Consider the following 16,805-nt stretch of genomic DNA (forward strand, 5'->3'; position numbering starts at 1 on the left):
GCCAGGGTATCGATCCTGAGTATCAGAAACGCTACGCCGCCAATCTCGCCGCGATCGCCGAGAGCGCCAGTCGGTAGGAGTCGAACCCGAAGCCCGCGACGGTGCCCGTCGCGATGCCGGCCACCACCGAGTAGTGCCGGAACGACTCCCGCGCGGCCGGGTTGGACAGATGCACCTCGACCAGGAGCAGACCCGCCGTCGTCACCTGGGCAGCGGCGTCACGCAGCGCGTAGGAGTAGTGCGTGAACGCGGCGGGGTTCAGCACCACGTGCGCCTCGGCGTCGACCGCCTCGTGGAGCCAGCCCACGATCTCCGACTCGCCGTCCGTCTGCCGCACCTCCACGTCGAGGCCGAGCTCCGCGCCCCACGTCGCGGCCGAGACCTTCAGGTCGGACATCGACAGGTGACCGTAGATCTCGGGCTCGCGAACACCGAGCCGGCCGAGATTCGGACCGTTGAGCACCAGGACACGGGGCAGTGCGGAGACCATGGCCGCGAGCCTAACGGCCGCCGCCGCGCACCGCCGTCGGGTCCGCGGGACGAGTGTCGGTCACACCTTCCCGGGGCCGTCCACGATCCGGTGCCCGCCCGTCGCGTCCGCGATCCAGCGCAGCACCTCGGGCCGGAGCTCGTCCCACTCCCAGAAGACGAACACCAGGCTCGCGAGCGCCGCACCCTCGGCCTGCCATCGCGTGACCGGGGCGGTGGTTCCGCACGCCGCGCACGCGAGGTCGGCCTCACCGCCGTCCCGCCAGGTCGCGGCCGCCTCGTAGAACGCGCGCAGGCCGGCCTCGTCCGTGCCCGTGGGCCCGAGCTCGTCCGGCGGCCCGTAGAAGGGTCTCCGGACCGAGCACCGCGGGCAGGTCACCGCCTCGACCGAGTACTGCGCGCCGTCGTGCACCTCCCGCCCCAACCGGACCTCGAGGCCCCACGGCGGTTCACCCGACACGCCGCCCGGCACCGGGTGCTCGACGGTCTCGGGCCACGCCGGCCCGACCGGGTGCCCCTGGCCGCCCAGGGCCGCCTCGGACGACAGTCCCGGCAGCACCACTCCCCGGCGGACCAGATCGTCGACGACGCGCTGCCCCAGGGCGCCGGCCTCCTCGTCGGTCGCGTCCAGGTCGGCGACCCACTGGTAGTACGTGCCCACGGTTCTCCTCACCCTCGCCTCACACCACGCCGGCTCCTGCCGTCGTCCGCCCACGCTAGCGGCGACCACCGACACTCACGCCGGACGGTCGGACCCGTCCGGCTCCAGTCCCTCGACGAGGAGCGTGCGGGGTCCGGGTCCGGCCTCGGCGAGCTCGTCGTGCGGGTTGGTGAGCGCGCACCGGCGCAGCGAGAGGCACCCGCACCCGATGCAGTCGGTGAGGTGGTCGCGCAGGCGGGACAGCTGCTCGATCCTCGCGTCGAGGTCGTCGTGCCAGGCCTGGGAGATGCGCCGCCAGTCCTTCGCCGTCGGCGTGCGGTCGCCGGGCAGGGTCGCGAGCGCCGCCCCGATGTCCGCGAGCGGTATCCCGACGCGCTGCGACACCCGGATGAACGCGACGCGCCGCAGCGTCTCGCGCCGGTAGCGCCGCTGGTTGCCCGACGTGCGGCGGCTCGAGATCAGCCCCTTGCGCTCGTAGAAGTGCAGGGCGGAGACGGCGACGCCGCTGCGCGCCGCGAGGTCGCCCACGGTGAGCTCGTCGCGGTCCCACGGTACGGCGGGGTGGGATGCTTCCATCGGTGGCCTCCTGGTCGTCAGCGGGGTCGGTGAGGTCGGCACAGCGCGCGGTTGACCTCAACAAAGGTTCAGGTTAGAGGATCGCGGCATGGACGCCATCAGACATCACTCGTTCGGTCCGCCCGAGGTGCTCGTTCTCGAGCAGGTACCCGACCCTGCGCCCGGCCCGGGCGAGGTGCTCGTCGACGCCGTGGCCCACGGCGTGCACCTGCTCGACACCAGCCTCCGCCGCGGAGAGGCCGGGGCGCCGCTGCCCCTGCCCGGGCTCCCGTCGATCCCCGGCCGGGAGGTGGCCGGCACGGTGTCCGCCGTCGGCCCTGGTGTCGACCCCTCCTGGCGGGGGCGGCCCGTGGCCGCCCACCTGGGCCCGGTGCCCGACGGCGGCGGGTACGCCCGCCGCGTGGTCGTCGGCGCGAACCGGCTCCACGCCCTCCCCGACGGGCCGGACGGCGCGCCGCTCGACCCCGCCGACGCCATCGCCATGATCGGCACGGGCCGCATGGCCGTCTACACCCTCGACCTGGCGGCGATCACCCCGGACGACGTCGTCGTGGTCACCGGTGCGGCCGGCGGGCTCGGCACGCTGCTCGTCCAGGAGGCGCTCTACCTCGGGGCGTCCGTGGTAGCGCTCGCGGGCGGTCCGGCCAAGCTCGCGGTCCTGGCCCGCCTGGCCGCGGACCCCGGGCGCCTCGCGCTCGTCGACTACTCCACCCCGGGGTGGGCGGACGCCGCGCGCGCCGCGCTGGGCGGCTCCCCCGCGACGCTCGTGCTCGACGGCGTGGGCGGTGAGCCCGGCACGGGGGCGACGGCGCTCCTGGCCGGTGCGGACCACGCTGTCGACGGCGCTGCGAGGGGCACGGTCGGCCCCGGGGACAGCGGCGCGCAAGATCGTGCGGACCGCCGCGCGGAGGGACGGGCCGCCGAAGCATCGGCCGCCGTCGGGGCGGGGCGGCTGGTCGCGTACGGGTGGGCGTCCGGAACGGCCAACCAATACACCGCCTGGGCCGGGGACGACCGGATCCCGTCGCCGGTCGAGGTCCGCTACGCCGTCGGACCGGACGCCCCCGCGATGGGCGACCAGCGCCCGTACCAGGAGCGGGCGCTCGCACACGCGGCGTCGGGCCGCTGGCGTGTGGTCACGCACCGCGTGCCGCTGGCCGAGGCCGCGCGGGCGCACCGTGAGCTCGAGGAGCGCCGCACGACCGGCAAGGTGGTGCTGGTGTGAGCGCCCCCGTGACATCGGCACGCGCCGTCCCGCGGCCCGGCACGCTGAGCCCCGGGGCACAGCGCCTCGTCCTGGTCGGGATGGTCGCACTGTGCTCCCTCGGCGCCTTCGAGGCGCTCGCCGTGGCCACGGCGATGCCGGCCATCGCCGTGGACCTCGACGGCCTGCGGCACTACACGCTCGCTTTCGCGGTGGTCTTCGCGACCAGCGTGGTCGGGATGCTCGTGGCGGGGCGCTGGTGCGACCGTTCCGGCCCCGCCCCCGCGATGTGGACCGGCGTGGGCCTGTTCGTGGTCGGCCTCGGCGTGGCCGGCACCGCGACCGGGATGGGCGTCCTCGTCGCCGGCCGCGCGGTCCAGGGCGTCGGCAGCGGACTCTTCGGCGTCGCGCTGTACGTGCTGGTGGCGCGCGTGTTCGCAGCCGAGCGACGTCCCGCCGTCTTCTCCGCGTTCGCGGCGGCCTGGGTGGTCCCCGCGATCGTCGGACCGGGCCTGGCGGGGCTCGTCGTGGACCACCTCGGCTGGCGCTGGGTCTTCCTCGGCGCCGCGGTGCTCACGGTTCCGGCGGCCGTCCTGATGCGGCCCGGCCTGACGGCGGCCCAGGGCGGCGGTGCGGAGACGGGTTCGGAGGCTGCCGACACAGGAGCTGACCCTGGGGCGGACTCCGGAGCCGACTCCAGGACCGACTCTGTGGCCCACTCTGCGGCCGCCGCTGACGCGCGCACCGCCGCCGACGCCGCTCCGCTGCGCGCGCCCGACGTCGACCGCCCCGTGGCGGCGGCACTGCGCCTGGCCTGGTCCGTGCTGCGTGTCCGACGCGGTCTGCCCGCCGTCGTATCGGTGCGCGCGCTCGTCTCGGCCGCGTTCACGGGCGCTGAGGTGCTGCTCCCGCTGCTCCTCGTGCACGAACGGCACCTGAGCCCGGCCGCGGCGGGCCTCGTGCTGACCGTGGGTGCCCTGGGCTGGTCCACCGCGTCGTGGGTGCGCGGGCGCGACCTGTTGCACCTGAGCCATGCCGGTTACGTACGCCTCGGCGGCGGACTGCTCGCGCTGGGGACGGTGGGCGTCGCCCTCCTCGTGCTGCCGGGCGTCCCGGCCGGGGTCGGGATGGCGTTCTGGGTGCTGTCCGGCAGCGGCATGGGTCTGGTCTACCCCACGCTGTCGGTCCTGACGCTCGAGCTCGCCGAGCCGGGTGAGCAGGGCTCCGCCTCGTCCGCCCTGCAGGTGGCGGACGCCGTCGCGGCGGCGATCGCGTCATCCGTCACGGGCACGCTCCTGTGGGCGCTGTACGACCTCGCGGGTCTGCCCGCCTACGCCGTGGTGCTCGGGGCGACGGGTGCGCTCCCAGCGATTGTCGTCGTCCTGGCGCGACGGACCGTGGCCGAGGTCGTGCCCGACGGCGCGCCCCGGTGAGAGGGTGCCGCCATGCGATACACGACACGCGTCGTCGAGGGCTACCTAGAGCTGCGCGGCGCCACCTGGCGGCCACCGCTGGATCCGGATGCCGTCGCCAGGCTGGTCAGCGACGACCACCTCGGGCACCCGTACATCAGGACCGGCATCAACATGGGTCCGGTCGACGTCGAGGTCCGCGTTCTCGACCAGCGGCCCGAACCGACCACCGACCCGGGGACGTGGGAGGAGATCGCCGAGATCAGCGTCGAGGCCACCGAGGTCCCTCTGCTCGTGGTCGGCGGCGAGGACAGCCTCGGTCCTGGGGCGCGCCTCGACACCACCGGACCGGGCACGTACCGCCTCCGGGTGCACGCCGCCGGTCGCCGGATCGCCTACGACGCCGTGGTGACCGAACCAGTTGAGCGGTACCTCGTCCAGGCCTGGCCCGAGGAGCACACCGAGCCGACGCCCGTCGCGCTCGAGCGCGCGCCGACGCGCTCCTCCTCCGCCACCGCGCCGCCTCCAGGGCTGGAAGCCTTTCAGGTTCACACGCCGCCGACGGCGGTCCCCGCGCCCGAGCCCACCGCGCGGGCGCGGATCCAGATCTGGCAGGAGCTCCGCGACCGGCAGCTCCCGCCCGACGAGGCCTGAGTTCGGCCGAGCCACATTCCGGCCGGCGCCGAGCTCCTCATGCGGCGTCGGGTAGTGGCCGGTCGGCGACGTGGGGGTCATCGGTGCGGGCGTCGATGGTGTGGGGCAGGCGGATGCGTTGCCCGTGGGCGTCGGTGAAGGCCCACCCGGTCTCCACCAGGGCCTCGACCCCGGTCGTGGTGGTGTTCTTACCGGCCCAGTACGTGACCGCGTGATGCACCTCGCACCGGCTCGGATCTCGGCCCGCGCCACCCGGACCCATGTCGGCGTCTACCCGTTCAGCCCGCCCGCGATCGATGCGCTCGCCGCGGACCTGGTCGGCTTCTCGACGTCGAAGGGCACGGTCCGGTTCTCGCCCGAGCACCCGCTGCCGGACGACGTCCTCGACCGCCTCGTCCTGTTCCGCCGGGACGAGATCGACGCGATGCGCACCCGGTGAACGTGGTCACGGCACGCACGCGCTGTCACATCCGGCCGCCCTGTCCCGTCATAGAGGTATGACGCGAGAGCATGTCCGCATGACCAGCCCCGCCCTCGACGACGCGGCACTCGACCGCCTCCGCCCCCTGGCGTTCTCGGTGGCCTACCGCATGCTCGGCAGCGTCGCCGAGGCGGAGGACGTGGTGCAGGAGGCGCTGACGCGCGTCGCGCAGGCCGAGGACGTGCGCAACCCGGACGCGTTCGTGACCACCGTGACCACCCGCCTCGCCATCGACGTGCTGCGCTCGGCCCGGGTGCGGCGCGAGTCGTACGTGGGCGAGTGGCTGCCGGAGCCGCTCGTCGGCCCCGTCCACCTGCCCGTCGCGATGGCCGCACCGCCGCCCGACGCCGCCGGCCACGCCGAGCTCGCCGACGACCTCTCGACGGCGTTCCTCGTGCTGCTGGAGACGCTGACGCCCACCGAGCGGGCGGCATTCCTCCTGCACGACGTGCTCGGCTTCCCGCACCGCGAGGCCGCCGACGTCATCGGCACGACCGAGGTCGCCGCACGGCAGCTCGCCTCACGTGCCCGCCGCAGGATCGCCGAACGGCGCACCGCGCCCGCGGGACCGGCCCGGCCCGCGGGCACCACGACCCCCCGCGCCGAGGAGCTCGTCACCCGGTTCCTCGCGGCCTGCGAGGACGGCGCCGTGGAGGCGTTCCTGGAGCTGCTCGCGCAGGACGTGGTGCTCACGGGCGACAGCGGCGGCAACGTGCCACCAGGCATGTCCGTCACGAAGCCGGTCGCGGGCCGCGTCGCCGTCGCCCGCCTGCTGGCCGGCTTCATGAAGCGCGGCGCGCCGCTGCACTTCGAGCGCGCGCTCGTGGGCGGCGCGCCGGGCCTGCTCATCATGGCGGACGACGCCGTGGGCGGCGGCCTGATCGGCACCTGGTCGTTCGAGGTCACCGAGGCGGCCGAGCCCGGCTCCGACGTCCGGCTCGTCGCGATCCGCGGTGTGCTCAACCCCGAGAAGCTGCGGCACCTGGGTCCGCTGGCCGACCTGTCCCGGATGCGGGAGTGGCTGACGAGCTCCCGGAGCCGGACCCGACCGGCGCCTCGCGCACGAACCACATGAGCACGAGACCCACGAGCACGACGGCGATGATGCCCAGGGTGCCCCAGATCGTCGCGCCCGTGGCGGCGATGATGATGGTCCACAGCGCGCTCGACATCCAGGACGAGGCGCGGCCGGTCGTGGCGTAGAGGCCGAAGATCTCCGACTCCTTGCCCGCCGGGGTCACCCGCGCGAGGTAGGACCGCGACGCCGCCTGCGCCGGGCCGACGCAGGCGGACAGGATGAGCCCGCCCACCCAGTAGACGACGGGCCCGAGGTCACGCAGGAACACGACGCCGAGCCCGGCCACGACGATGACGGCGAGCGTGGTCAGGATGACGGAACGAGGGCCGAAGCGGTCGTCGGCGCGACCGACCAGGACGGTGCTGACCCCGGCGACCAGGTTGGCGGCGATCCCGAAGACGATCACCTGGTCGGAGGAGAAACCGAAGCTGACGCCGCCGATGATCGCGCCGAACGCGAAGACGCCGCTCAGCCCGTCCCGGAACACGGCGCTGGCCAGGAGGAACCAGAACGTGCGGCGCGAGGTGTGCCACAGGGCCTTGATGTCGTGGAACAGGACCACATAGCTGGTGAAGAACCCGACCGGCGTGCGGCCCTTGGTGGCCGGCAGCTCCGGCACGAACGCCAGGACAGGCCAGGCGAACGCGAGCGCCCACAGGGCGCAGCCCACGGCGATCACGCGGAACGCGAGGCCGTTGTCCGTGGGCATCCCCCACCAGTCCGACGCGTTGGCGACGACGACGAACACCAGCGCGAGGATGCCGCCGACGTAGCCGAGGCCCCAGCCGAGGCCGGACACCCTGCCGACGGTCCTGGGCGTGGCGACGGACACCATCATGGCGTTGTAGTTCACGCCCGCGATCTCGTTGAGCACACTGCCCAGGCCGATCAGGGCGGCGCCGAGCACGAAGTAGGCGGGGTCGGCCTCGACGAACCAGAGCGCGAGCATGCACAGGACCATGCCGCCCGTACCGCCGGCGAGCCACGCCTTGCGCCGGCCGCTGGCGTCGGCGCGCTGCCCGAGCACGGGCGCGAGCACCAGGATGAGCAGGCCCGCGAGGGTGTTCCACAGGCCTACACCGCTGGACAGGTCGGCGAGCCCGCGCTGGTAGGCGGGGTCGGCCTTGCCCAGGGCCGCGACTCCGGGTTCCAGGAACGCCTCGGTGGTCAGGTACAGCGCCGTGAAGACGAACGTGAGGATCACCGTGTTGAACGGCTGGGTCCCCCAGTCCCACAGCGCCCAGGAGATGACCTGGCGTCGCGGGATCCGTGCGTCCTCCCGCAGCTCCAGCCCCGTCGTCGGGGTCGGTGCGGTCGGGCCGGAGGCCGGGTCGTCAGGTCGCTGGCGGGCGTCGGTCATGGCGGCAGTCTGCCCGGATCGGGCGGACGGCGGGGGCCGTGCCGGTCACGATCTCATACCGACGGCGCGCCGGGCGTCGTCCGCGAGACGGTCACTGCGCCAGGTTGTGGCGCCCGATCTGGTCGGTGCGGGACACGCCCGCGAGCGCCATGGTGAGGTCGAGCTCGGCGAGGACGTGCTCGGTGACGGCGCGGACGCCGTGGGATCCCGCGAGCGCCAGGCCGTAGACCCAGGGGCGGCCGAGCAGGACGGCGTCGGCGCCGAGGGCGAGGGCGGTGAAGACGTCGGCGCCGGTGCGGATGCCGGAGTCGAACAGGACGGGGACGTCTGCTCCGTCGGGGCGGGCGCGGACGGCGTCGACGACGGGGGCGAGGGTGTCGAGGGAGGCGACGGCGTTGTCGACCTGTCGTCCGCCGTGGTTGGACACGATGATGCCGTCGGCGCCGTGGTCGAGGGCGGTGCGGGCGTCGTCGGGGTGCTGGATGCCCTTGACGAGGAGGGGCAGGGTGGTGCGCTCGCGCAGCCAGGCGAGGTCTTTCCAGGTGAGGGTGGAGCGGGAGAAGACGTCGAGGAAGGTCTCGACGGCGGCCCGCGCGGAGGGCTGGGTGAGGTTGCGCCAGGTGGGGCCGGGGTGGTGGCGGGCCATGGACAGCAGGGAGCGGACGGCGGCGGGCGTGGGCCGGCCGGGCGCCGCGCCGTCGTCGTCCGGCGAAGGTGCGGGCGCGGCCGTGCCGCGGACGCGGGCCTCGACGAGGGCCTGGAAGGCGGGGTCGCTGAGGTACTGGGCGATGCCCTCGGCGCGGGCGAAGGGCAGGTAGCCGAGGTCGAGGTCGAGGGTGCGCCAGCCGAGCACGTGGGTGTCGAGGGTGACGACGATGGCCTCGCAGCCGCTGGCCTCGGCGCGGGCGACGAAGGACTCGGCGACGGTGTCGTCGGAGGACCAGTAGAGCTGGAACCAGCGGGGGCTGTCGCCGAGGGCGGCGGCGGTGTCCTCCATGGGGGTGGAGGCCTGGGAGGAGATGACGACGGGCAGCCCGAGGCCGCGGGCCGCGGCGGCGAGCTCGGGTTCGGCGGCGCGGGGTGCGGCGGCGCGGCCGCGCCGGTGCTGGACGGCGAGCTCCAGGGCGCCGACCGGGCCGTAGAGCACGGGCGCGGGCAGCTCGCGGCCGAGCAGGGTGGTGGTCAGGGAGCGTTCGCCGACGTCGACCATCTGGCGCGGGACGATGCGGTACCGGCCGAACGCCTCGCGGTTGACCGCGAGGGTGCGCTGCGCGCCGGCGCCGCCGGACACGTAGGCCCAGCCGGTGCGGGTCATGCGGCGGCGGGCGGCGGCGGCGAGCGCGTCGGGCCGGGTGGGGACCAGGGGGCGGCGCCCGTAGACGCCGTCGCGGTAGATCGCGGACTGCACTGCCCGGCCGATATTGCGCATGCCGGACATCCTGCCACGCGCCCGGCGTGCTCACCGGCGCTACCTGCCGAACCCCGCGGTCAGGCCGGACACGAGCTGCCGCCGGCCGATGACGTACGCGGCCAGGATGGGCAGCACGGACAGCACGACAGCGGCGAGCACGGCCGGCACGTCGAGCGAGAACTCGCCCTGGAACGCCCACAGGGACAGCGGCAGCACCCGGGTCTCGGCGCTCTGCGTGAGCACCAGGGGGAACAGGAACCCGTTCCAGACCTGCAGCGCGTTGTAGACCCCGACGGTGACCACGGCCGGGCGGGTGAGCGGCAGCGCGAGGCTCCACAGGGTGCGCCACTCCCCCGCCCCGTCCACCTTCATCGACTCGAAGAGCTCGCCGGGCACGTCCCGCAGGAAGTTGGTCAGGATGAGCACGGACAGCGGGATCGCGAACGCGATGGAGGGCAGGATCAGCGCCCAGAGGGTGTCGTAGAGGCCGAGCTGGATGATCAGGTAGTAGACGGGCACGATCGTGGCCTGGATCGGGATCGCGATGCCCAGCAGGAAGACCTGGAACAGGCGCGAGGCGCTGCGGCGCCGGGAGCGCACCACCACGTAGGCCGCCATGAGCGAGACGGCCAGGATCGCGACGACGGAGACGGCGGTGACGACCACCGAGTTGCCGAAGTAGCGCGGGAAGTCGTTGGCCAGCACCGCCCCGTAGGCGTCGAGCGTGGGGCGCGAGGGCCACGACAGCGTGTTCTCGGCGTAGTAGTCGTCGGTGGGGCGCAGGCTCGTGACGACGATGTAGTAGATCGGCAGGATGATGACGGCCAGCCAGACCCAGCCGGCCAGGCCGCCGACGACGTTGGGTGCGGTGCGGGCCGCTCGTGCGGCGCGTGCGGGCATCAGACGCCCTCCATCTGGGACTCCATGCGGTTGGCTCCCGAGAGCCGGTTCAGCGCCAGCGAGACCCCGAGGCCGACGACGACGAGGATCACCGCGATGACGCTCGCCCGGCCCATGTCGTAGCTGCGGAAGCCGGTCAGGTACATGTCCAGGGGCAGGATGCGGGTCGCGTTGCCCGGGCCGCCGCCGGTCAGGACGAAGATGAGGTCGAAGTAGGTCAGCGAGCCGACGATCATCAGGGTCGAGGACGTGATGATCGTGTACTTCAGCTGCGGCAGGGTGATGTGGAAGAACTGCTGCACCCGGCCGGCGCCGTCGAGCAGCGCCGCCTCGTACAGGGACGCCGGGATCTGGCGCACCCCGCCCTGGTAGAGCAGCGAGTGGAACGGGACGAAGCACCAGCCGATGACGAACAGCACCACCCACAGCGCGAGGTCGGGGTTGCCGATCCAGTCCTGGGCGAGCAGCGGCACGCCGAGCGCGGGGCCCAGGCCGAAGTTCGGGTCGAGCAGGGCGCGGAAGGCGATCGCCACGGCCGCCGCGGAGAACAGCAGCGGCAGGAAGTACAGCACGGACAGCACGGCCCGGTAGCGCTGCCGGCCGGCCATGAAGACACCCAGGAGCAGGGACACCGGCGCCTGGAACAGCCAGGAGACGACGGTGACGATCACCGTCAGCCGCATCGCGTTCAGCGTCACCGGATCGGTGAGGGTGCGCCCCCAGTTGTCCGCGCCCGCCCACACCGGGTCGCCCAGCCCGTCCCAGCTCATGAACGACAGCACGAGCACGCCGCCGAGCGGCACGACGGCGAACAGCCCGAACAGCGCGAGCGCCGGCGCGGCCATCCACAGCGACGGCCCCTGCGCCGGCGCAGGGGGCGCCACCGTCACAGCGTCGCGTCCATCGCGTCGGAGAACTGCTGCGGGTCGAGCTGCCCGAGGAACAGCCCGCTCAGGTTGTCCAGCAGCTCCTGCGCCTGGGCGGGCGGCAGGGCCTGGTCCCAGGAGAGCTGGAAGTGCGGGGCGTCGCTGACGAGCCCGTAGACGAACGACAGGTAGTCGGCGTCGTCCTGCTCGGCGATCTTGTCCTCGAGGCCGACGACCGGCGGCACCGTGCCGATGGCGAGCAGGTCGTCGACGGCGTCGTCGTCGAGCACCTCGGTCCCGATGAACTCCTGGGCCGTGGCCTGGGCCTCGGGTGAGGCGTCCGCGGAGACCGACCAGAAGTTGGACGGGTTGCCGACGATGTTGGCCGGGTCGCCGGCCCCGCCGTCGACCTCCGGGAACGAGGTGTAGCCCAGCCCGCCGGACTCCACGAGCTCGGGCGCACCCGCCACCAGGTCCGGGTACACCCAGCTGCCCTGCAGCAGGAAGCCCGCCTTGCCCGTCTGCACCAGGGCGGTGTCGCCGTTCTGGTCGGCGTTGACCGACCCGAAGGTGTCTCCGAACGCTCCCGCGTCGACCAGCTCCGTGATCTTCGTCGTGGCCTCGATGATCGCCGGGTCGGACCAGGCACCCTCCTTGCCGTCGAGCACGGCCTGGAAGACCTCCGGGCCGCCGATCCGGTCGGTCAGGTACTGGATCCACATCAGCTCCGGCCAGACGCTCTGTCCGGCCAGCGCGATCGGGATGACACCCTCGTCGCCGAGGGCGCCCACGGCGTCGAGCAGCTCGTCGTACGTGGTGGGGACCTCGACGCCCGCGGCGTCCAGGACCTCCTGGTTGTAGTACAGGACCACCGGCTGGCTGTGCGTGGTCGGCACGGCGTACGTCGTCCCGTCGACCGTGCCGTTGTCGGCGACCGAGGGGATCAGCCGCTCCTGAAGGGCGGCCGCACTGTCGCCGAGGTCCACGACCCGCCCGTTCGCCACGTAGTCCTCGAGCGTGCCGCCCGCCCACGAGTAGATGAGGGTCGGCGCGTTGCCCGCACCGACCGCGGTGCGGATCTTCTCCTTGTACGCGTCGTTCGCGAAGTACTCGACGGCGAACTGCTCGTCCGGGTGGGCCTCGTTCCACGCGTCGAACTGCGCACCGAGCACGTCACCGCTCTCCCCGGTCAGCGCCCACGCGCTCGCCTGCCCCTCGGGGGCCTGTCCGGGCTGCCTGCCGCCGCCGCACGCGGCCAGCGCCGTCGCCACCGTCACCGCGGCGACCACGGCGGCCGCCCGTCGTCCGTTTCCCAGCGTGTTCCCGAGCCTCATCGTCCGAGTCCTCTCCGGCCGACGTCGTCGTCGACCGCTCTGAAATAGTTTCAACGAGTTTCCTGGAGCGCCTTCGACCGTAGGGAGAGGCCTTTCACCCTGTCAATGACTCAGGGGCCTACACACGCGACAAGTCGACGAAACTTTTTCCGGACCATAGAGTGGGGACGTCCACCACGAGGAGGTGCCATGGACCGCAGCGGGACGGCAGCGCGACCCACGCTCGAACAGGTGGCCCGGGCCGCCGGCGTCTCGAAGGCCACGGCGTCCAAGGTGCTCAACCACCGCCCGCACATCTCGGAGCAGACCCGCCGACGGGTGGAGCAGGCGATCGACGAGCTCGGCTACGTCCCGACCACCGGACCGCGCGAGCGCGACCGGCTGCGCAAGGTCAACGTCGTCTTCAGCACGCTCGCCAACCTCTACTCGATGCACGTGCTGGAGGGGATCGTCGCGGCGGCGCACGCGCAGCACGTCGAGGTGCTCGTCGACCGGACCGACCCGGCCCAGGAGGACGGGCCGCTCTCGCCGGCCTGGAGCCGCCGCATGGCAGCGCAGGAGCACGTGGGCGTCATCGCCGTGACGGCGGAGCTCACCGCCGAGCAGCGGGACCAGATCAGCGCGCTCGGGCTCAGCGTCGTCCTGATCGACCCTCTCAACCCGCTCGACGACGAGGTGGTCTCGGTGGGGGCGACGAACTTCACCGGGGGCCTGCAGGCCACCCGGCACCTCCTGGACCTGGGTCATCGCCGCATCGCGTACGCGGGCGGCCCGCCCGGCTCCGTCGCCTCGCACGAGCGCCTGCAGGGCTACCTCAGCGCGATGTCGTCGGCCTCGGCGCCGGTCGACCCGGCGCTCGTGCTCGCCGGCGAGTTCACCGTCCCCGCGGGCCTCGAGATGGCGGGCGTGCTCCTCGACGGGCCCCACCCGCCCACCGCGATCTTCGCCGGGTGCGACGCCTCGGCGCTCGGTGTGATCGAGGCGGCCCGCCAGCGCGGCCTGCGCGTGCCGCAGGACCTGTCCGTCGTCGGATTCGACGACACCGCCATGGCGGTGTCCAGCGCTCCCCCGCTGACCACCGTGCGCCAGCCCATCAGCGACATGGGCCGGGTCGCGCTGCGCACCCTGCTGCAGCAGGCGCGCGGCGAACGGGCTGACTCCCACCACGTGCAGCTGTCGACCCAGCTCGTGGTCCGCGGCTCCACGGCCGCGCCGGCCCGTCCGTAGCCGGCCGGCTGTGCCGGTCCGGGACGGTCCGGGGCGGTCCGGATCAGTGCAGCTCGTCGCGGACCGCGGCGACCGCCTCCACCTCCACGAGCTGGCCGGGGTACCCGAGCACCGTGACGCCCAGCAGCGTGCCGGGCGGCTCGTGGCCGGAGAACGCCTCGTGCACCACGTCCCAGGCGGCGACCAGCTCCTCGCGGTCGGTCGTGGCGACCAGGACCCGGATGTTGAGCACGTCCACGAGCCGGGCGCCGGCCGCGTCGAGCGCGACCGTCAGGTTCGACATGGCGTGCGCGGCCTGGCCGGGGACGTCGCCCGGCAGGCTGACGTCCCCGTCCTGGTCGATCGGGCACGCCCCGGCGAGGAACACCGGGCGGGAGCCGGCAGGCACCGTCGCCGCGTACGCGTACGGCCGGGACCGCGACACGCGCACGTCGGCCGTGGGAGCGGCTGCGCCGCAGGTCGGCATACGATCCGCAGGTGCCTGGTTCCCCCGACGTCGCGCTCGACTGGCGTACCGACCATCTGCTCGGCGCACCGTTCCAGGAGGCCCCGCTCGGGCCGGCCACGCTGGTCCGCTACCCGCACCCGCCCGACGCGCCCGCCCCGCGCGTCGCCGTCGTCCACGTGCACGGCTACAACGACTACTTCTTCCAGGAGCACCTGGCCCGCGCGTTCGCCGCCGCCGGGTACGCGTTCTACGCCGTCGACCTGCGCGCCGCGGGGCGGTCGCTGCGGCCCGGCCAGCTGCCGCACTTCGTGATGGACCTGCGCGAGCAGGCCACCGACATCGCCGCGGCGTCGCGCACCGTGCGGGGCCTGGAGCCGGGGCTGCCGCTCGTCGTGCACGCGCACTCCACGGGCGGGCTGACCGCCGCGCTGTGGGCGCACGCGCACCGCAACGCCGCGGGAGCCGACGCCGGGCCCGACCTGCTGGTGCTCGACTCCCCGTTCCTGGACCTGCGCGCCCCGCAGTGGAAGCGCACCGTCGGCACCCGGTTCCTGGACACGGTGGGACACCTCGCGGCGACCGCGATCGTCAACGACGGCCCGTCCCGGTACGCCGAGCACCTGCTGGCCGCGAACGGCGGACGCTGGCAGTTCGACACGACCCTCAAGCGCCCCGAGGGAGTGCCCAGCCGGGTCGGCTGGTTCGTCGCCGTGCGCCGCGGGCAGGCGCGCGTCGCCGCGGGCCTGGAGATCGCGTGCCCGGTGCTGCTGGCCCGGTCCGACACGTCGGGGCCCGACACGCTCGACAACCCGCTGCTCGACGCGCAGGACACGGTGCTCGACGTCGAGCAGATGGCCGCCCTCGTCCCCTGCCTCGGCGCTGACGTCACCGAGCTGGTCGTGCCCGGCGGCGTGCACGACCTCACGCTCTCGGCACGCGGTCCGCGCGAAGCCTACCTGCACGGCATGCTCCAATGGGCGGACAGCCGACTGACCGACACGTGAGGTGCAGCAAGTGACCTATTTCGAGGGGCCGTTCCAGGCCCTCGCCCACCGCGGCTTCGCGCACGCCTCGGCGGGCACCGAGGGCCTGGAGAACTCGCTCGCGGCCTTCGGCGCCGCCGTCGACCTGGGCTACCGGTACGTGGAGACCGACGCGCACGGCACGGTCGACGGCGTCGCGGTGGCCCTGCACGACGAGTCCCTGGACCGCACCACCGACGGCACCGGCCTGGTGGCCGAGCTGCCGTGGTCCGAGGTGTCCGAGGCGCGGATCGGCGGCGTCGAACCCGTGCCCCTGCTGGAGGACGTGCTGGCCGGCTGGCCCGACCTGCGGGTCAACATCGACGTCAAGCACACCTCCGGCGTCGGCCCGGTCGCCCGGGCCGTCGAGCGGACGGCGTCCTGGGACCGCGTGTGCGTCACCTCCTTCGACCCGGCCCGACGGCGCGCCACGCTGGCCCGGCTCTCCCGGCCCGTGGCGACGTCGGCGGGCCGCAAGGAGATCGCGCGCTTCCTCGCCGGGGTGCGCCTGCGCGTGCGCCCCCTGTCCCGCATCGCCCTCGAGCACGTGGACGCGCTCCAGGTGCCCGTGCGCGAGGACCGGGTGCGGGTCGTGGACCCTGCCTCGATCGCCGCGGCCCACGCGCTCGGCAAGCGGGTGCACGTCTGGACGGTCAACGACACCGCCGAGATGGAGCGCCTGATCGACGAGGGCGTGGACGGGCTGGTCACCGACCGCGCGGACCTGCTCAAGGAGGTGCTGGTCCGGCGCGGGCTGTGGGAGTGAGGCGAGGCCGGGGCGCACCTCACTCGCAGCCGACGCCGTCCCCGTCACGGTCCAGGTGGGAGGCGTAGCCGGGATCGCCCGCGTAGACAGGGGCCGCACCGGCGGCGCGCGCCGCGTCGCAGTTCTCGTAGTACACCGACCCGCCGGAGTCCTCCTCCGTCGTCCCGGTGCCGCCGCCCGACGCGAATGCGGCCGCCTCGGCCGACTCCACCGCGTCCTCGCGTTCCGCGACCTCGGACTCCCGTGTCTCGACCTGCGTCTCAGCGGTCTCGACCGCGGCCTCGCGCTCCTTCAGCACCGTCTCCTTCTCCTTCACGCCCGAGACGCGCGCCGCCAGGTCCTTCTTCCCGGTGGCCAGTGCCGCCTGGTCCGCCTCCAGGGCCTCCCGCTCCTCGGCGAGCGCGGCGACCTGCGCCTCGGCCCGGGTGCGGGCATCGGCCGCCTCGGCCTCCGCGTCCTCCACGGCCGCGGACGCCGACGCCTCCGCGCGGGCCACCGCGTCCCCGGTCTGTCCGGCGCTGCCCGCCGCGATGCCGAGGCAGAAGACCACGACGGCACCGACAGCGCTCGCGGCGACGACGAGGGGACGCCGCCGCGAGCGCGCGCTCGGCTCTCCTGGGACGTCGACGGCCACGGCGTCGCTGCCGATCAGCGCCGTGTCGGGCACCTCGACCCAGAGCTGCCAGCCGGCGGGCACGGTCCACTCGGGGTTGGGCTGCCAGTCCGCGTCCGGCGTCCATCCCGCCGGCGGAGCGGGCCAGGTGGGTGGGAGGTTGTAGACCTTGCGCATGGGGGCTCCTCTCGGTCGGCGCCCGTGCGGACGCGACGTGTGCTCCCCTGCCCCGGGAACGCTAGACCTGTGACCGGCGCGGACGCCCGGTAAGTCGGCCAAGATCACCCGGACTCCCCGTCACCG

Annotated in this window: 19 protein-coding genes; 8 read left to right on the plus strand and 11 right to left on the minus strand. The window is 73.9% G+C overall.

Annotated features, from left to right (window positions below; genetic code table 11):
• Positions 1–31: 31 nt before the first annotated feature.
• The 3 genes from APR03_RS14215 to soxR form a co-directional block, all read right to left on the minus strand.
• Positions 32–490, minus strand: coding sequence for a type II 3-dehydroquinate dehydratase (locus APR03_RS14215; protein WP_308216502.1), 459 nt, complete (start codon positions 488–490; stop codon positions 32–34).
• A gap of 60 nt (positions 491–550) precedes the next feature.
• Positions 551–1,150, minus strand: coding sequence for a hypothetical protein (locus tag APR03_RS14220; RefSeq protein WP_253836610.1), 600 nt, complete (start codon positions 1,148–1,150; stop codon positions 551–553).
• A 75-nt stretch (positions 1,151–1,225) separates the two neighbouring features.
• Positions 1,226–1,726 carry a redox-sensitive transcriptional activator SoxR gene (gene soxR / locus APR03_RS14225; RefSeq protein WP_253836611.1) on the minus strand — a complete coding sequence of 167 codons (501 nt, stop codon included), beginning with the start codon at positions 1,724–1,726 and terminating at the stop codon, positions 1,226–1,228.
• A gap of 88 nt (positions 1,727–1,814) precedes the next feature.
• On the opposite strand from soxR, the gene APR03_RS14230 reads away from it, so the two are divergent.
• The 3 genes from APR03_RS14230 to APR03_RS14240 are packed head-to-tail and all read left to right on the plus strand — an operon-like array spanning position 1,815 to position 4,996.
• Positions 1,815–2,951: an alcohol dehydrogenase catalytic domain-containing protein gene (locus APR03_RS14230; RefSeq protein ID WP_253836612.1), complete on the plus strand. Its 1,137-nt coding sequence runs from the start codon at positions 1,815–1,817 to the stop codon at positions 2,949–2,951.
• 8 nt (positions 2,952–2,959) lie between these two features.
• A complete protein-coding gene (locus APR03_RS14235) occupies positions 2,960–4,363 on the plus strand; it encodes an MFS transporter (protein ID WP_253836613.1) in 1,404 nt (467 codons plus the stop codon).
• A 12-nt stretch (positions 4,364–4,375) separates the two neighbouring features.
• Entirely contained in the window at positions 4,376–4,996 is a 621-nt protein-coding gene (locus APR03_RS14240) for a hypothetical protein (protein ID WP_253836614.1), read from the plus strand.
• A gap of 37 nt (positions 4,997–5,033) precedes the next feature.
• On the opposite strand, the gene APR03_RS14245 is transcribed toward APR03_RS14240, so the two are convergent.
• The gene (locus tag APR03_RS14245; RefSeq protein ID WP_253836615.1) at positions 5,034–5,216 is read right to left on the minus strand and encodes a hypothetical protein; all 183 of its coding nucleotides are present in this window, start codon (positions 5,214–5,216) and stop codon (positions 5,034–5,036) included.
• Here APR03_RS14245 and APR03_RS14250 point away from each other — a divergent pair.
• Positions 5,211–5,435, plus strand: coding sequence for a hypothetical protein (locus tag APR03_RS14250; protein WP_253836617.1), 225 nt, complete (start codon positions 5,211–5,213; stop codon positions 5,433–5,435). The genes APR03_RS14245 and APR03_RS14250 overlap by 6 nt on opposite strands.
• A gap of 79 nt (positions 5,436–5,514) precedes the next feature.
• Positions 5,515–6,552: a sigma-70 family RNA polymerase sigma factor gene (locus APR03_RS14255; RefSeq protein WP_253836618.1), complete on the plus strand. Its 1,038-nt coding sequence runs from the start codon at positions 5,515–5,517 to the stop codon at positions 6,550–6,552.
• On the opposite strand, the gene APR03_RS14260 is transcribed toward APR03_RS14255, so the two are convergent.
• The 5 genes from APR03_RS14260 to APR03_RS14280 form a co-directional block, all read right to left on the minus strand.
• A complete protein-coding gene (locus tag APR03_RS14260; RefSeq protein ID WP_253836620.1) occupies positions 6,437–7,915 on the minus strand; it encodes an MFS transporter in 1,479 nt (492 codons plus the stop codon). The genes APR03_RS14255 and APR03_RS14260 overlap by 116 nt on opposite strands.
• 91 nt (positions 7,916–8,006) lie before the next feature.
• Positions 8,007–9,344: an alpha-hydroxy-acid oxidizing protein gene (locus APR03_RS14265; RefSeq protein WP_253836622.1), complete on the minus strand. Its 1,338-nt coding sequence runs from the start codon at positions 9,342–9,344 to the stop codon at positions 8,007–8,009.
• 39 nt (positions 9,345–9,383) lie between these two features.
• Positions 9,384–10,226 (minus strand): carbohydrate ABC transporter permease, encoded by an 843-nt coding sequence (locus APR03_RS14270; protein WP_253836624.1) that lies wholly within the window; start codon positions 10,224–10,226, stop codon positions 9,384–9,386.
• Positions 10,226–11,071: a carbohydrate ABC transporter permease gene (locus tag APR03_RS14275; protein WP_253836864.1), complete on the minus strand. Its 846-nt coding sequence runs from the start codon at positions 11,069–11,071 to the stop codon at positions 10,226–10,228. Before APR03_RS14275 ends, APR03_RS14270 begins: the two co-directional genes overlap by 1 nt.
• A gap of 41 nt (positions 11,072–11,112) precedes the next feature.
• Positions 11,113–12,426, minus strand: a complete 1,314-nt coding sequence (locus APR03_RS14280; RefSeq protein ID WP_253836626.1) for an extracellular solute-binding protein — start codon at positions 12,424–12,426, stop codon at positions 11,113–11,115.
• Positions 12,427–12,615: 189 nt separating this feature from the next.
• Between APR03_RS14280 and APR03_RS14285 the strand changes: the two genes are divergently transcribed.
• Complete coding sequence (locus APR03_RS14285) at positions 12,616–13,653, plus strand: LacI family DNA-binding transcriptional regulator (RefSeq protein ID WP_253836628.1); 1,038 nt, start codon at positions 12,616–12,618, stop codon at positions 13,651–13,653.
• 43 nt (positions 13,654–13,696) lie between these two features.
• Here the strand turns inward: APR03_RS14285 and APR03_RS14290 are convergent, their stop codons facing one another.
• Entirely contained in the window at positions 13,697–14,119 is a 423-nt protein-coding gene (locus APR03_RS14290) for a RidA family protein (protein ID WP_253836630.1), read from the minus strand.
• Between the two features lie 11 nt (positions 14,120–14,130).
• Between APR03_RS14290 and APR03_RS14295 the strand changes: the two genes are divergently transcribed.
• A complete protein-coding gene (locus tag APR03_RS14295; protein ID WP_253836632.1) occupies positions 14,131–15,105 on the plus strand; it encodes an alpha/beta hydrolase in 975 nt (324 codons plus the stop codon).
• A gap of 10 nt (positions 15,106–15,115) precedes the next feature.
• The gene (locus APR03_RS14300) at positions 15,116–15,889 is read left to right on the plus strand and encodes a glycerophosphodiester phosphodiesterase family protein (RefSeq protein WP_253836634.1); all 774 of its coding nucleotides are present in this window, start codon (positions 15,116–15,118) and stop codon (positions 15,887–15,889) included.
• Between the two features lie 19 nt (positions 15,890–15,908).
• On the opposite strand, the gene APR03_RS14305 is transcribed toward APR03_RS14300, so the two are convergent.
• Positions 15,909–16,679 carry an excalibur calcium-binding domain-containing protein gene (locus APR03_RS14305; protein WP_253836636.1) on the minus strand — a complete coding sequence of 257 codons (771 nt, stop codon included), beginning with the start codon at positions 16,677–16,679 and terminating at the stop codon, positions 15,909–15,911.
• Positions 16,680–16,805 lie beyond the last annotated feature (126 nt).

Origin of the sequence: Promicromonospora thailandica, from assembly GCF_024171955.1 — a bacterium.
GTDB lineage: Bacteria > Actinomycetota > Actinomycetes > Actinomycetales > Cellulomonadaceae > Promicromonospora > Promicromonospora thailandica.

Bases quoted from the DNA above. Each gene is read 5' to 3' on its own strand.
- APR03_RS14250 (WP_253836617.1), top strand. From the start codon at position 5,211: ATGCACCTCGCACCGGCTCGGATCTCGGCCCGCGCCACCCGGACCCAT.
- APR03_RS14230 (WP_253836612.1), top strand. From the start codon at position 1,815: ATGGACGCCATCAGACATCACTCGTTCGGTCCGCCCGAGGTGCTCGTT.
- APR03_RS14275 (WP_253836864.1), bottom strand. From the start codon at position 11,071: ATGGCCGCGCCGGCGCTCGCGCTGTTCGGGCTGTTCGCCGTCGTGCCG.
- APR03_RS14280 (WP_253836626.1), bottom strand. From the start codon at position 12,426: ATGAGGCTCGGGAACACGCTGGGAAACGGACGACGGGCGGCCGCCGTG.
- APR03_RS14240 (WP_253836614.1), top strand. From the start codon at position 4,376: ATGCGATACACGACACGCGTCGTCGAGGGCTACCTAGAGCTGCGCGGC.
- APR03_RS14290 (WP_253836630.1), bottom strand. From the start codon at position 14,119: ATGCCGACCTGCGGCGCAGCCGCTCCCACGGCCGACGTGCGCGTGTCG.
- APR03_RS14255 (WP_253836618.1), top strand. From the start codon at position 5,515: ATGACCAGCCCCGCCCTCGACGACGCGGCACTCGACCGCCTCCGCCCC.
- APR03_RS14285 (WP_253836628.1), top strand. From the start codon at position 12,616: ATGGACCGCAGCGGGACGGCAGCGCGACCCACGCTCGAACAGGTGGCC.
- soxR (WP_253836611.1), bottom strand. From the start codon at position 1,726: ATGGAAGCATCCCACCCCGCCGTACCGTGGGACCGCGACGAGCTCACC.
- APR03_RS14265 (WP_253836622.1), bottom strand. From the start codon at position 9,344: ATGCGCAATATCGGCCGGGCAGTGCAGTCCGCGATCTACCGCGACGGC.
- APR03_RS14215 (WP_308216502.1), bottom strand. From the start codon at position 490: ATGGTCTCCGCACTGCCCCGTGTCCTGGTGCTCAACGGTCCGAATCTC.
- APR03_RS14260 (WP_253836620.1), bottom strand. From the start codon at position 7,915: ATGACCGACGCCCGCCAGCGACCTGACGACCCGGCCTCCGGCCCGACC.
- APR03_RS14270 (WP_253836624.1), bottom strand. From the start codon at position 10,226: ATGCCCGCACGCGCCGCACGAGCGGCCCGCACCGCACCCAACGTCGTC.
- APR03_RS14305 (WP_253836636.1), bottom strand. From the start codon at position 16,679: ATGCGCAAGGTCTACAACCTCCCACCCACCTGGCCCGCTCCGCCGGCG.